Origin of the sequence: Variovorax sp. E3, assembly GCF_016082275.1 — a bacterium.
Taxonomy (GTDB): Bacteria; Pseudomonadota; Gammaproteobacteria; order Burkholderiales; family Burkholderiaceae_C; genus Variovorax.
Genome location: NZ_MOWM01000048.1, coordinates 1 through 14,203, shown reverse-complemented (window position 1 = coordinate 14,203; position 14,203 = coordinate 1). Strand labels below are relative to the sequence as shown.

At 66.9% G+C, this 14,203-nt stretch carries 11 protein-coding genes, 2 tRNA genes and 2 pseudogenes; 10 read left to right on the top strand and 5 right to left on the bottom strand.

The annotated features are described in order from the left end of the window. Positions 1-77 precede the first annotated feature (77 nt). Entirely contained in the window at positions 78-254 is a 177-nt protein-coding gene (locus BMG07_RS18100) for a hypothetical protein (RefSeq protein WP_198085724.1), read from the bottom strand. A 169-nt stretch (positions 255-423) separates the two neighbouring features. Here BMG07_RS18100 and BMG07_RS18095 point away from each other — a divergent pair, with 169 nt between their 5' ends. Beyond that, the gene (locus tag BMG07_RS18095; RefSeq protein WP_269759124.1) at positions 424-948 is read left to right on the top strand and encodes a hypothetical protein; all 525 of its coding nucleotides are present in this window, start codon (positions 424-426) and stop codon (positions 946-948) included. Positions 949-1,034: 86 nt separating this feature from the next. Here the strand turns inward: BMG07_RS18095 and BMG07_RS44160 are convergent, their stop codons facing one another. Next, a complete protein-coding gene (locus tag BMG07_RS44160) occupies positions 1,035-1,952 on the bottom strand; it encodes a winged helix-turn-helix domain-containing protein (RefSeq protein WP_198085723.1) in 918 nt (305 codons plus the stop codon). 247 nt (positions 1,953-2,199) lie between these two features. Between BMG07_RS44160 and BMG07_RS18085 the strand changes: the two genes are divergently transcribed. Both BMG07_RS18085 and BMG07_RS18080 read left to right on the top strand, forming a co-directional pair. Next, positions 2,200-2,631 (top strand): hypothetical protein, encoded by a 432-nt coding sequence (locus tag BMG07_RS18085; RefSeq protein ID WP_198085722.1) that lies wholly within the window; start codon positions 2,200-2,202, stop codon positions 2,629-2,631. A 199-nt stretch (positions 2,632-2,830) separates the two neighbouring features. Beyond that, the gene (locus BMG07_RS18080) at positions 2,831-3,370 is read left to right on the top strand and encodes a hypothetical protein (RefSeq protein ID WP_198085721.1); all 540 of its coding nucleotides are present in this window, start codon (positions 2,831-2,833) and stop codon (positions 3,368-3,370) included. Between the two features lie 107 nt (positions 3,371-3,477). Here the strand turns inward: BMG07_RS18080 and BMG07_RS18075 are convergent. Then, positions 3,478-3,553, bottom strand: a tRNA-Lys gene (locus tag BMG07_RS18075). 140 nt (positions 3,554-3,693) lie between these two features. Here BMG07_RS18075 and BMG07_RS18070 point away from each other — a divergent pair. Then, positions 3,694-4,401, top strand: a complete 708-nt coding sequence (locus tag BMG07_RS18070; protein ID WP_198085720.1) for an SDR family NAD(P)-dependent oxidoreductase — start codon at positions 3,694-3,696, stop codon at positions 4,399-4,401. A gap of 66 nt (positions 4,402-4,467) precedes the next feature. On the opposite strand, the gene BMG07_RS18065 is transcribed toward BMG07_RS18070, so the two are convergent. Then, positions 4,468-4,543: transfer RNA gene (locus BMG07_RS18065), tRNA-Ala, on the bottom strand. An 88-nt stretch (positions 4,544-4,631) separates the two neighbouring features. On the opposite strand from BMG07_RS18065, the gene BMG07_RS18060 reads away from it, so the two are divergent. Continuing rightward, positions 4,632-5,498, top strand: coding sequence for an alpha/beta hydrolase (locus BMG07_RS18060; RefSeq protein ID WP_198085719.1), 867 nt, complete (start codon positions 4,632-4,634; stop codon positions 5,496-5,498). A gap of 30 nt (positions 5,499-5,528) precedes the next feature. Here the strand turns inward: BMG07_RS18060 and BMG07_RS18055 are convergent. Next, positions 5,529-6,505, bottom strand: a pseudogene (locus tag BMG07_RS18055) (GMP reductase). A 206-nt stretch (positions 6,506-6,711) separates the two neighbouring features. On the opposite strand from BMG07_RS18055, the gene BMG07_RS18050 reads away from it, so the two are divergent. The 5 genes and pseudogenes from BMG07_RS18050 to BMG07_RS18040 all read left to right on the top strand — a co-directional run. Next, complete coding sequence (locus BMG07_RS18050; protein ID WP_198085718.1) at positions 6,712-9,153, top strand: UvrD-helicase domain-containing protein; 2,442 nt, start codon at positions 6,712-6,714, stop codon at positions 9,151-9,153. Positions 9,154-9,260: 107 nt separating this feature from the next. Further along, positions 9,261-9,908, top strand: a complete 648-nt coding sequence (locus tag BMG07_RS42360) for a hypothetical protein (protein WP_269759123.1) — start codon at positions 9,261-9,263, stop codon at positions 9,906-9,908. Positions 9,909-9,922: 14 nt separating this feature from the next. Beyond that, positions 9,923-11,963 (top strand): annotated as a pseudogene (locus BMG07_RS42350) (DUF2339 domain-containing protein). Then, positions 11,888-13,069, top strand: coding sequence for a DUF2339 domain-containing protein (locus BMG07_RS42345; RefSeq protein WP_374221294.1), 1,182 nt, complete (start codon positions 11,888-11,890; stop codon positions 13,067-13,069). The pseudogene BMG07_RS42350 and the gene BMG07_RS42345 overlap by 76 nt, the downstream one beginning before the upstream one ends. Before the next feature lie 11 nt (positions 13,070-13,080). Further along, positions 13,081-14,203, top strand: a 1,123-nt coding sequence (locus tag BMG07_RS18040) for a DUF3999 family protein (RefSeq protein ID WP_198085717.1), incomplete at its 3' end; no start/stop codon positions are given.

The following is a 14,203-nucleotide window of genomic DNA, read 5'->3' as shown; positions in this document are numbered from 1 at the left end:
TTGCCCTCGCCCATGAAAAAAGCCCGCTGTCCTGGAGGCGGCGGGCTTGGTTGCGTGGGGCGTGCGAGTCGTCGAGGTCAGCGCCCGACGCCGAAGAAGCGGTAGGCGATGACCCCCGCGGCTGCGAGTCCCCCCACGATGACGAAGATCACTTTGGTTGCACGGCCACCGCCGCGCCGCGAGCGAGGCCAGTGGTCCGGCCCAATCAGGTCGATGGGCACCGTGGGTTTGCCTATGTCGGAAGCCTTTTCCATGGGAAGAAATATAGCTCACGCTCGAAAGCACCCGCCGGCGCAGGACACATTGTGTGGTTCCTGGACATCGCGATCGACACCGGCGGTGGACAGGCAAAAAAATACCCGCATGAGCGGGTCTGAACGAGCTTTTGAGCTTCGAGTTTGATGTCCCTGTCGTACTGTTCTTATGGTGCGTGACAGCCATTGCAAGATGCCATGCCTGACAGGTGTCTTTGGTACTTGTGTAGAAAGCGGTGCGTACGTGCCAGTTAAAACCGTGAAATATTGCCGTATGAACAAAGAAATCATTCTTGAAAGCTTGGGCCGCGCACTGGAAAGCTGGGTTCGCAATGCTTCGGCGGCGCAGCTCTGGCAGGTGCACCAATCGGGTGGCCTCGGCGCGGTCATCGACGCGGACGACGAGGTGGTGCAGGTTCGCATCGTGCTCGGCGGCCCGCGCGGCGCGCTGTCGGACATCGGCAAGACGGATGGGCGCCTGCCGGTGACAGAGGCCTTTCTTGGCAGCCAAAGCGCGGCCTGGGGCACGCCGCCGGTGCAGGGCAGCCGTGCGCGCGAACAGTGGTTTCTGTCGAGCGAGCTGGCGCAAGAACATGCGCGGCAGTACCTGATGGCCGAGGTGGGCGAGCAGCGCGATGCGCTTGCGCGCTTTGTCGACGGGTGGATCGCAGGGCGGGGCGAGGGGGCGTCTTAGTCTCTGTTGTCGTGCGTTGGCACCGGGGCCTGCATCCAGCATTTGCCAGCCCTGTCCCAAGGCTTGAACCCGCCCCAAGTCAGGCCTCAAGCGGCGGCGGCATGGACTTCCGCGGCGCGAAGGCCCCCGAAGGATTCGATCCCTTGCACTTGACGCTCCGACGGAATGGGCATGCGGCCGAGTTCATAGCCCCGGCCGTACACGGTGTGCAGGATGAACCCGTTTTCCCGGCACAGAGACAGCTTGCGGCGAATGCCCGACATGCAGACGTCGAGCACCCGGCTGTCCTTGCGCGAAACCTCGGTGCCCCAGAGCAGCGAAAGAATCCAGTCCCGCTCCAGCAGCCGCCCGCTGTTTCGAAAGAGCAGCAGTGCGAGTTCGAACTCGCGCGGCTTCAGCCGCACCTCGCGGTCTTCATGCACGATCACGCGGTTGGGGCCGAGAAAGTGGTAGCCGTCGAAGACCAGGTCGACCGTGCGAGGCTGTGGCTGCGCCGGGACGTCGACGCGGCGAATCAGGGCCCGCATGCGCCAGTCGAGCTCAAGGTCGTTGATCGGCCAGACGATGAAGTCGATGGCGGGGCTTCTCGAGGTTTCGTCGCGCACTGTGACCAGCTCGTCGACCGGAAGATGGCGCTGCGACTCGTCGATGACCAGGAGCGCAGGAATGTGCAGCACCTTGCACATGGCCACCAGCCCCGCCCATCCCCCTTCGCCTCGCAGCGTCAGCAGGAGCATGCCGAACTTGGTGCCGCTGCCCAGTGCCACCAGGAAATCGGCGCCGCTCTCGAACGATGTCGACGCGTGGCCCAGGGACCGAAGCCTCTCAGTCAGCAGTACGGCCTGGACTTTGTCGCAGCCCACGAGGGCGATGGGTTTCGGTTCCGCTAACCAGGTCATTGCGAGCTTCCCTGTCGATGAGTTTTTCAAGCCAAGCCGCATGCGTTGCGCGATGCCGGGTCTGCCCTCTGTCCCTTGTGCGACAGCGGTGGCGTGAATCTCCACTTTTCAGCGCTGCTGGAAAAGGTTGGATTGAGACAGCTGTAGGTGCTGTCCAGCCAAATGCTCAGATTTGTTAAGTAGCTCTTCGTATTGTGAATAAAGTCCAGGTGCCTGAAAGGTCGGCCTGTAGGTCAGGAGTTCGCAATGACGGATTGCGGTGGTTGCGCAGGCGCGCCGAGCACGGGTGTGCCGCCGATGCGCCGCAGAATGGTGTCTTCATCACTCATGAGGCATCCGCCACTTCGCCACCATGTTGACCTACGCGATCCAGAAAGTTGGCTACGACTATCAGCAAACAGACCCGCAAGGCGCGACGGACCTGATTGCCTTCGTGACCGCCATCGACGGCTTTCCGTGGAAAGAGCAGCACGAGGAATGGGACGAGCAACAGGACGGGCCGTTGCCGGCGCTGGTGCTGCAGAACGAACCCGCGCAGCGAGAGCTGTGGGTTACGGCGCTTGGCTACCAAGGAAGCTGGAGCTACCAACTGCAAGCGGTGTCGATGCAGATGCACAAGGGCTTCTTCGGCAAGGGCAAACTGGAGCGGAACGCGGAAGTTGTCAATGAATGCACGCGTGGCGAACTCGATCGGCTCTGCGAGCTTTTCTGCGACGGCCAGTACGAAGTGTTCGATCGCGAGGTGGCTCGGTTCGTCCAGCGCGACCGCGAACGCGACGCTTGAGTTTCGCCTCGGCGGGAACTTCAGAATGGATTCAGAAAGCCCCGCGCTTCGCGGTCTAAAGTCACCTTTGCCAAACGTGCGAGGCCATGGATGAGGTGCGATCACCGATCGTGTTCGAGAGCCCCGTGAGGGCTTTTCGCGACAAGAAACAGACGCGTTGGCCGCCGACCGTGGAGGGAGGTGCCACAAGGACTCGACCATGCGTATTTCGACGGGCCATCGTCATCTGGCTTCTCTTGCACTGATCGGGTGGATCGGCCTGCAGGTGCCGCAGGTCCATGCCCAGGCGCCGCCAGCCGCTTCGACCGACGAAGTCATTCAGCACAACAGGAGTGCAGAGGACAAGTGGGAGCTGACGATCTCGCCCTACGCCTATCACTGGACCCACAGCCCCGAACACCGCAGCGTCTACCTGATAGGGATCGAGCGGCACTTGGCTGACAACTGGCTTTGGGGCGCAGGATTTTTCAGCAACTCTTTCGGCCAGCCGAGTGGCTACGCGTACTACGGCTATCGTTGGGACAACCTGTTCAACCAGCCATCGCTCTACGCCAAGCTGACGGTCGGCGTGATGTACGGCTACGTGGGTGAATACAAGAACAAGGTGCCACTGAACCACGGCGGCTTTTCACCGTTGGTGATTCCGGCGCTGGGCTACCGCCTCACGAAGCGGGACTCGGTGCAGATTGCACCGCTGGGCAAGGCGGCATTGCTGTTTACGTACAACCGCAGTTTTTGAGGGAGCGTCCCAGCCTGGGTTGAGCTCACACAAGCAAATCTCGCCACAATGAAAAACGCCCGCTACCTTGTGGGTAGCGGGCGGTTCAGCATTGCTGCGCTTGTTGGTGGTGGGCCCTGAGTGACTCGAACACTCGACCTACGGATTAAGAGTCCGCTGCTCTACCAACTGAGCTAAGAGCCCTTGCTTTGAAAACGTTTAGTGTTTTCTGGCAAGACCACGAGTATATCCCAGAATTTGAGCTTGTCCAAAAAATTTGTGAGTCGCAGCGTTAGCATTCGCCATCACCGACGGGCCACGCCCCTTCCACCAGGAGAGTTTCCATGAGCGATGCGAGCATCACCTCCCATGTCTTGATCACCGGCGCCGCTGGCGCACTCGGCCGCGCCGTGGCCCAGCACTTTCTCGAGCAGGGCGCGCGCCTTGCGTTGGTCGACCACCACGCGGGCCGTCTGGCCGAAGTCTTTCCGGGGCTCGACAACTCGCAGCACCTGCTGCTCGCGGGCGACGTGACTTCGGCGACCGGCATGGCCGATCTCGCCGGGCAAGTGCTCAAGTCCTTCGGCCGCATCGATGCGCTCGTGCATATCGCGGGCGGCTTCGAAATGGGCGAGGCCACGCATGCGCTGACGCGCGAGAGCTGGGACCGGATGATGAATCTCAATGCGTGGTCGTTCGTCGCGGTGACGCAGGCCGTGCTGCCTTCGATGATCGAGCGCCGCGCGGGCCGCATCGTGGCCGTGACCGCGAAGGTCGCCGCGCGCGGCTTGCCGGCGATGTCCGCGTACATCGCCTCGAAGAGCGCGCTGCAGCGCCTGGTGGAAGCCATGGCGGCCGAGGCCGCGCCGCATGGCGTCAACGTGAACAGCGTGGCGCCCAGCGTGCTCGACACGCCCGCGAACCGCCAGGCCATGCCCGACGCCAATCCGGCCGAATGGGTCTCGACGTCGGTCGCGGCGCAGACCATCGGTTTTCTCACCTCGCCGGGCGCCGCCGCGCTGCACGGCCAGCACCTGACGCTCGATACCTGACGGAGCGAACGAGCTGGTAGAAAAAGAAAAGGCCCTGGCGAATGCCAAGGCCTTTTCTGTGTCGGTTGGTGGAGAGGATGAGGATCGAACTCACGACCTCCGCATTGCGAACGCGGCGCTCTCCCAGCTGAGCTACCCCCCCAACACAAGCCGAATTTTAACCAGAACTCCCGTTTTGGCGCATGCGCCGTGCCAAGATTCGCGCCTCGCGAAACTCGGAGAAAAATCGCATGGCTTCGTACGAACCCGCCTGGCTGGAAGGCATGTACAACAACCTCGCGCGGGTGAAAGACCACCCCGCGTACTTCGAGCGATGGACCCGCGATTCGGCCGCCGCGCGCGACGCCTTGCCCGGCCGGATCGACGTGCCCTACGGCAACGGCGCGAACGAAACACTCGACATCTTTCCAGCGCCGGTGCCCGACGCCCCGGTGCTGGTGTTCATCCACGGCGGCTACTGGCGCGCGATGGACAAGAGCCAGCACTCCTTCATTGCCCCGGCGTTCAACGACCGCGGCATCTGCGTGGTCCAGCCCAACTACGCGCTGTGCCCGGGCACGCCGGAGCGGCCGGTCACGGTGCCTGAAATCGTGATGCAGATGGTGCGCGCGCTCGAATGGACGTGGCGCCACGTCGCGGCCTACGGCGGCGACCCTTCACGCATCACCGTGGCCGGGCATTCGGCCGGCGGCCACATGGCGGCGGCGTTGCTGTCTTGCGACTGGAAGGCCGTCGCACCCGACCTGCCCGCGCAACTGGTGCGCAATGCGCTGTCGATCTCGGGCCTTTACGACCTGCGGCCGCTGCAGCGCACGCCGTTCCTGGAGCACACGCTGAACCTGACCGACGCCGACGCCTTGCGCGCCAGCCCGGCCCTGTGGCCCGCGCCCAAGCGCGGCCAGCTCTACGCGGCCGCCGGTGGCCAGGAGAGCGAGGAGTTCATCCGCCACAACGCGATGATTCGCGACGCGTGGGGCCGCAACGCCGTGCCGGTGTGCGAGGTGTTGCCGGGGCTCAACCACTTCGGCGTGGTCGATGCGCTCGCCGACCCGACCCATGTGCTGCACCGGCACGCGGTGCAGTTGCTCGAAGCCTGACCCACTTCGCAGCGAGTCAGGGCAGGGCGCTTACATCAGCAGGTGTTCGCCCGCGTTGTCGCCGCCCAGCGTGACGTAGTTGACCTTGCGGATGTCCATCAGCGTGCGGCCGCCCGCGTAGCTGATCGAGCTCTGCACGTCCTGCTCCATCTCGATGAGCGTATCGGCCAGCTTGCCCTTGATCGGCTCGAGGATGCGCTTGCCCTCGACGTGCTTGTACTCGCCCTTGTTGAAGTCACTGGCCGAGCCGTAGTACTCCTTGAACAGCGTGCCGTCGACGTCCACCGTCTTGCCCGGCGACTCTTCGTGGCCCGCGAACAGCGAGCCGATCATCACCATCGATGCGCCGAAGCGCACGCTCTTGGCAATGTCGCCGTGGTCGCGAATGCCGCCGTCGGCAATGATCGGCTTGGTCGCCACGCGCGCGCACCACTTGAGCGCCGACAGCTGCCAGCCGCCCGTGCCGAAGCCGGTCTTGAGCTTGGTGATGCAGACCTTGCCCGGGCCGATGCCGACCTTGGTCGCGTCGCGCCCCAGTTCTCCAGGTCGATCACCGCTTCAGGCGTGCCGACGTTGCCGGCGATCACGAACGACGCCGGCAGCTTCTGCTTGAGGTAGCCGATCATGTTCTTCACGCTGTCGGCGTGGCCGTGCGCGATGTCGATGGTGATGTATTCGGGCACCAGGCCCTCGGCCACCAGCTGGTCGACGGTGTCGTAGTCGGGCTTCTTCACGCCCAGCGAGATCGAGGCGAACACGCCCTTGCCCTGCATGTCCTTGACGAACTTGACGTTGTCCAGGTCGAAGCGGTGCATCACGTAGAAATAGCCGTTCTGCGCCATCCACAGGCAGATCGATTCGTCCACCACCGTCTTCATGTTGGCGGGCACCACCGGCAGGCGGAAGGTGCGCGCGCCCAGCGTCACGCTGGCGTCGCACTCGGAGCGGCTCTCCACGCGGCACTTGCGGGGGAGCAGAAGAATGTTGTCGTAGTCGAAAATTTGCATGGCCAGGCTCCTGAAAGGAATCGTTGAAAGGAACGAAAGAGCGCTTGGTCCGGCCGGCTTTGGCGGTGCGTTCCGCAAGGGAAACGCCCACAAAAAACCGGGCGCAAGAAACTTGGGCCCGGTGATTGAGTTTACGCGGTCTCGCGCTGGCGGGTCTTCCGCTTCTTCATATAACCCGCATACGCAGTGGTTTCTACAATCGCAGGATGTTGTTTAACGATCCTGCGGCTGACGCCCACTCCCCGAGTCCCTCGGAAATGCCGCTGCTGAAGAACCTGAACGGCGAGCAGCTCGCCGCGGTCACGCTCCCGGCCGGCAATGCGCTCATCCTGGCGGGCGCCGGCTCCGGCAAGACGCGCGTGCTCACCACCCGCATCGCCTGGCTGCTCCAGACGGGGCAGGTGTCGGCCGGCGGCATCCTCGCCGTGACCTTCACGAACAAGGCCGCCAAGGAAATGATGACGCGGCTGACCTCGATGCTGCCCGTCAATGTGCGCGGCATGTGGATCGGCACCTTCCACGGCCTGTGCAACCGCCTGCTGCGCGCGCACTGGAAGCTGGCCAACCTGCCTTCGACCTTCCAGATCCTCGACACGCAAGACCAGCTCTCGGCCATCAAGCGGCTCATGAAGCAGTTCAACGTCGACGACGAGCGCTTTCCGGCCAAGCAGACCCAGTGGTTCATTGCCGGCGCGAAGGAAGACGGCCTGCGCCCCGGCGACGTCGAGGTGCGCAGCGACGACGACCGCAAGAAGGTCGAGCTTTACCAGCTCTACGAAGAACAGTGCCAGCGCGAAGGCGTGGTCGACTTCGGCGAGCTCATGCTGCGCAGCTACGAACTGCTGCGCGACAACGACCCGGTGCGCGAGCACTACCAGCGGCGCTTTCGCCACATCATGATCGACGAGTTTCAGGACACCAACCGCCTGCAGTACGCGTGGATCAAGATGCTGTCGGGCAACGTCGTCAGCGGGCATTTCGAGCCCAGCGAGAACAACAGCGTGATCGCCGTGGGCGACGACGACCAGAGCATTTATGCCTTCCGCGGCGCGCGTGTGGGCAACATGACCGACTTCGTGCGCGAGTTCAATGTGCGCCACCAGATCAAGCTGGAGCAGAACTACCGCAGCTACAGCAACATCCTGGACTCGGCCAACGAACTCATCAGCCACAACAAGAAACGCCTGGGCAAGAACCTGCGCACCGACCAGGGCCCCGGCGAGCCCGTGCGCGTGTACGAGTCGACCACCGACCTGGCCGAAGCGCAGTGGATGGTCGAGGAAATGCGCCAGCTCGCGCGCGACGGCTACGACCGAAAGGAAATGGCCGTGCTCTACCGCAGCAACGCGCAGAGCCGGGTGATCGAAACGGCGCTCTTCAACGCGTCGGTGCCGTACCGCGTGTACGGCGGCCTGCGCTTTTTCGAGCGCGCCGAAATCAAGCACGCGCTGGCCTACCTGCGCCTGCTCGAGAACAAGGACGACGACACCAGCTTCCTGCGCGTCGTGAACTTTCCGCCGCGCGGCATCGGCGCGCGCACGCTCGAAACCCTGCAGGACGCGGCCCGCGCGGCCGGCCGTTCGCTGCACGATGCGGTGAGCGTGGTCGGCGGCAAGGCGGGCGCCAACCTCACGGGCTTCGTCGCCAAGATCGACGTGCTGCGCGAGCAGACCCAGGGCGTGAGCCTGCGCGAGATCATCGAGCTGGTGCTCGACCACAGCGGCCTTGTCGAGCACTACAAGGCCGACCGCGAAGGCGCCGACCGCATCGAGAACTTGGACGAACTGGTGAACGCGGCCGAGAGCTTCGTCACGCAGGAAGGCTTCGGCCGCGACGCCGTGGCGCTGCCGGTCGACGAGCTGCGCCAGTCGCCCGCGAGCCAGGGCATCGACCTGACGCGCGCGGTGATCGACGAGCCGCTCGCGCCCGACGCCGAGACCGGCGAAACGCTGAGCCCGCTTGCGGCCTTCCTCACGCACGCGGCGCTCGAGTCGGGCGACAACCAGGCGCAGGCCGGGCAGGACGCGGTGCAGCTGATGACCGTGCACGCCGCCAAGGGCCTGGAGTTCGACTGCGTGTTCATCACCGGCATGGAAGAGGGCCTGTTCCCGCACGAGAACTCGATGAGCGACTTCGAGAGCCTCGAGGAAGAGCGCCGCCTGATGTACGTGGCCATCACGCGCGCCCGCAAGCGCCTGTACCTGAGCCATTCGCAGACGCGCATGCTGCACGGCCAGACCCGCTACAACGTCAAGAGCCGCTTCTTCGAAGAGCTGCCGCAGGGCGCGCTCAAGTGGCTCACGCCCAAGAACCAGGGCTTCGGCGGCGGCACCTCGGCCTTCGGCTACGGCGGCGGCTATGGCAGCACGCGCGGCGGGGCAGGGGGCGGTGGCGGCAGCTACGGCAACAGCTACGGCGGCGGAAGCAGCCGCGAGAAAGACACCTTCGCCAGCCCGCCCGTGCCTCCGCAGAAAACCGCGCCTTCGCACGGCCTGCGCTCGGGCATGCAGGTGTTCCACAACAAGTTCGGCGAGGGCACGGTGACGGCGCTCGAAGGCACCGGGGATGACGCGCGCGCGCAGGTCAAGTTCGCGCGGCACGGCATCAAGTGGCTCGCGCTGTCGGTGGCCAAGCTCACGCCGATTTGATATCGCTACTAAAACAATAGCTAACAAATAAGGCAGGGCGGGGCACGAGAGCGGATCGTGCCCTGAACCACCGTACACTCCGCACTCGCCAAACAAGGGGAGTCAGGATGTGGTTCATTGGCATCATTGCCGGCCTGTTCATCGGGGCGCTGTTCGAGTCGGTGCCCGTGGCGCTGGTGCTTGCGGTGATCGGTGCGTTCGCGCTGCCGCAACTGGTCGGCAAGAAAAAGAAAGCCGAGCCGCATCGCACCGAGGCTGAACGCCTGCAGGCGCCGGGCCCGGCGCAGTCGGCTGCCACGGCGCCCGTCGGCAGCGTGGTGAAGCTGCAGCAGCGCGTGACCGAACTCGAGCAGCGCGTGGCCTTGCTCGAAAGCCGGTTGATGCAGGGCGAGGTCGCGGTGCAGCCCCTACCGCCCCCGATCCCTGAAGCCGCTGCGGGCGATCTCGCGACTTCGCAGACGAGCATGCCGTTGGCCGAGGCGCCTTCGCTGCCGCTGGCCGGGAAGCCCGCGCAGGCTGCCGAGATGGCGCGACCGCGTATCTCGATCATGCAGGCGCCGAAATCCGAAGCGCGCCCGCAATCGAACCCGCAGCCGCCCCGGTGCAGCCCGAACCGGCCCTCGTCCCCGAGGCCATCGTTCCCGCTCCCCAGCCGCCCGTCGCCCCGCCGCTGCCCGTGCGCCGGCCACCCCCGCCGCCTCCACCCCCTGCGGTCCCGCTGCGCGACCGCCTCCCCGCGCCCATCGCCAACCTGATCTTCGGCGGCAACATGCTCGTCAAGCTCGGCGTGCTGATCCTGTTCCTCGGCCTGGCCTTTTTGCTGCGCTACACGGCCGAACGCGTCACCGTGCCGATCGAGCTGCGCTACGCGGCGGTGGCGCTGGTCGGCGCCGGCCTGCTGGTGCTGGGCTGGCTGCTGCGCAAGAAGCGCGCGGGCTACGCGCTGATCCTGCAGGGCGCGGGCATCGGCGTTTCTATCTCACGACGCTCGCGGCCATGAAGCTCAGCGGACTGCTGCCGGCCAGCGTCGGCTTTGCATTCCTGTTCGGCGTGGCGGTGCTCAGTGCCGCGCTGGCCGTGTTGCAGAACGCGCCCATGCTGGCCATCGTCGCGGCGCTCGAAGGTTTCGCAGCGCCGGTGCTCGCATCCACTGGTTCCAACCAGCCGGTGGCGCTCTTCACTTACCTGCTGGTGCTCGACATCGGCATCGTGCTCATCGCGTGGTTCCGGGCCTGGCGCGTGCTCAACCTGATCGGCTTCGTCGGCACCTTCACGCTGGCGGCCGGCTGGGCGCACAAGTACTACACCGACGACCAGTACGCGACGGTGCAGCCCTTCCTGATCGTGTTCTTCCTGCTGTTCACCGCCATCGGCCTGCTGTTCGCGCGCCGCACGCTGTTCGACGCGCCGGTGCAGCCCGCGCAACCGCTGGCCACGCGCGCGCTCGACACCCTGCGCCGCGCGGGCCGGGTCGACAGCTCGCTGGTGTTCGGCACGCCGATGGTCGCGTTCGGCATGCAATACCTGCTGATGCGGCCGTGGGAGTACGGCGCCGCGTTCTCGGCGATGCGCTCGCGGCCTTCTACCTCGTGATGGGCCGGCTGGTGTTCGCCACGCAGCCCAAGGGGCTGGCGCTGCTCGCGGAGGCCTATGCCATCGTCGGCGTGATCTTCGGCACGCTCGCGATTCCGCTCGGCCTCGAAGGGCAGTGGACGGGCGCCGCCTGGGCGGTCGAGGCTGCGGGCATGTACTGGCTGGGCGCACGGCAGGGGCGGGTGTATGCGCGCGCCTTCTCGTTCGTGGTGTTCGCCGGTGCGGTGCTGAAGCTGCTCGAAGCCACGGGGCTCGACGCCGCGCCGGGGCATCCGCTGCTCGAAGGCTCGGTGATCGGCCCGGTGCTGGTGGCCGTGAGCGCGTTCGCGATGTGGGCCATGCACCGCCGCGCCAAGCTCGACGAGGGCAACGGCGTGGAGGCCATGGCCGGCAGCGCCTTGCCGTGGCTCGCCATGGCCGCGCTCACGCTGCTGCCGTGGCAGTGGTGGACGCCGCCGTGGGCCGCCGCCGCAACGGCCGTGCTCGCCTCGGCCACCTTCGCCGTGGCCATCCGCGTCGCCTTGCTGCCGCTGACTTATGTGAGCTTCGGCATGCAGGCGCTCGCGGTCGCGGGCTTCATCGCCACGCTGCATCGCACCGGCGAGATCGTCGACGGCCGGGTGCTCGAAAGCGGATGGCAGGGCGCCGTGGCGGCCAGCGTGATCGCGCTGAGTGTGCTCGGCAGCGCCGCGTGGTCGATGCTGCAGGCGCATCGCGCCGCGTTGGCGCGCGGCGTGCAGCCCGTGTGGTCGACCGGCAATGTCATCGGCGTGCTCGCGGGCGTGAGCCTGCTGCACCTGGCGATGCTGTTCCAGCTGAGCCTTGCGCAGGCCGCGCTGCTGTGGCCGCTGACCGCCACGGTGGTGCTGTGGGTGGCGTTGCGCATGGCGCACTTCCCGCTCGCCGCGCTGGCGGGCGTGCTGCAGGTGATTTCGGCCTGCGCGTTCGGCGCGACCCAGTCGGTCGAGCTCGACGCCGCCGCGCCGGCCTTTGCCGGCCTGCATTTCTGGCGCCCGTGGTGCTCGGCCTGGCCGCCTTGCTGGCGGGCGACTGGCTGCGCGACGAGGCGCGGCCACGTGTCAACGAGCCGACGGGCGCGGCGCGCAAGCGCTGGACCAATGCATGGTGCGCCGTTGCGCCGGTGCTGTGGGCGCCGGTGGTCTGGGGGCTCGGCTGGTGGCTGTTCGGCGTGCTGGACGAAAGCGTGCGCGTGCTAAACCGCGAGGGGCTGGCGGCCTATGTGGTGGCTGCGGCAATGGCAGTGGTGCTCGTCACCTCCGCGCTGGCCGCGCTGGTGGCGCATCGCCGCGACTGGGCGCAGCTCGGCAAGGCGACCATCGCCACGCTGCCGGGCTTCGGGCTGATCGCCGCCTACGGCATCGCGGGCGGCCTGACGTTCTTCTACGTGCCGTCGAGCGCGCTGGGCTGGGTGGCATGGCCGCTGGCGCTCGCCTGGCACCTGCGCCTGCTGCGCGCGCAGAAGCAGTGGTTCAACGCCTCGGCGCTGACGCCATTCCATGTCGCCGGTTTCTGGCTCTTCCTGCTGCTCGCGGCCCGCGAGTGCCAATGGCAACTGGGCCGCGTCGGTGCCGAGTGGTCGAGCTGGCAACTGCTGGGCTGGGCGATCGTGCCGGCGCTCGTGCTGTGGGCGCTGCGCTCGCGCGTGCTGCTGCAGCGCTGGCCGCTGGCCGAGTACCGCGCCGCGTACCTGGAGCTTGCCGCGACGCCGGTGGCGGCCTATCTGCTCGCATGGGTGTGGGTGACCAATGCGGTCAGCCCCGGCGACGCGGCGCCGCTGCCGTATGTGCCGCTGCTGAACCCGCTCGAACTCGCGCAGTGGCTCGTGCTGTTCGCGCTGGTGCTGTGGTGGCGCGCGTTGCCGGCCGGCTCGTTCGCGCGCGTGCAACCCATGGTCGCGAAGGGCGCGGCAGGCTTCACCGGGCTCGCGCTGCTGACCGGCATGGTGCTGCGCACCTGCCATCACTACGCGGGCGTCGAATGGCGTTTCGACGCGCTCTATGCCTCGTGGCTCACGCAGGCGGCACTGTCCATCACCTGGGCCGTGTGCGGCGTGATCGCGATGGTGCTGGGCCATTCGCGCAGGGTGCGCACGCTGTGGGTCGCGGGTGCCGCGCTGCTCGGCGTGGTCGTGTTGAAGCTGTTCTTCGTCGAGCTGGCGGACCGGGGCGGACTGTTCCGCATCGTGTCGTTCATCGCGGTGGGGGCCTTGCTTCTGCTGGTGGGGTACTTCGCGCCCGTGCCGCCGAAGAAGGAAGACGCAGAAGCGCCGCCGAAGGCGCCGACGGAAGGCGGTGCGACATGAACAGGTATTCGATGAGCGCGCTTCGCACAGGCGCCGCGCTGTGGGCGGTGGCCGCCGTGGGCGCCGTCGCGCAGCCCGTGGCCACCGCACCGATCACGCTGGAGGGCGCGGGGCCGTACCACCGCCTCGCGCTGCCGCTGGCCATCTACAGCCGCGCGGCTCATGTCGACTTGCGCGACCTGCGCGTGCGCAACGCCGCCGGCCACGCCGTGCCCTACGCATGGCTGCGCAACGAAGCCGCGACGCCGCAGACCGCCTCGCGCAACGTGCCGATCTTCGCGCTGCCCGGCAGCGACACCGGCGCGGCGTCGGGCGACACCTCGCTCGCGTTCACGGTGCGCCCCGACGGCTCGCTGGCACTGGACGGCAAGGCCGCCGCGGCCAGCCGCAAGGCGGGCGAGGCCACGCCGTGGCTCATCGACGTGAGCCAGGTCAGGGGCAGCCTGCTGCAGGCGCGCTTCGAGATCGCGCCCGATGCGCGCGGGCTGTTCGCCTTCCGCCTCGAAGCCAGCGACGACCTGCGTCAATGGCGCGCGGTGGGCGGCGAAGAGCAGCTCGTGCGGCTGGCCCACGGCGGCCAGACCATCGAGCGCCTCGCGGTCGACCTGGGCAATCTGCGCACGCGTTTCCTGCGGCTGCGCTGGAGCGATCCGCAACACGGCGCGGTGCTGACCGGCGTGGGCATCGACAGCGTGCAAGAGGTCGAGCCCGTCGCGCCGCTCGAATGGTCCGCCGCGCTGAAGCCCGAGCGCTGCGCCACCGACTACTGCGACTACCTGCTGCCGCGCGGCCTGCCGGTGCAGAGCCTGCGCATCGACTTGGCGGACATCAACACGCTGGCGCAGGTCGCGATCTCGGGCCTGTTCGAGCCCGCGTCGGCCGCGCAGACGCCGCAGCCCGTGCCCCGCAATCCGCTCTATGCCTTGCGGCACCAGCAGCGCCAGCCCGTTCAGCGCGCGGCCGGTTCAGACGAGGCGCCGCTGGTCGATGCCGTGGTGTACCGGCTCGCCCAGGCGGGCGGCGAAGCGCGCTCGCCCGTGCTGGCGCTCGACGGGGCGGTGCATGCGCGCCTGCGGCTGCGCACCGCGGGTCCGGTCAGCGTGCTGGGCGCGACGCCGCCGACCATCGCCGTGG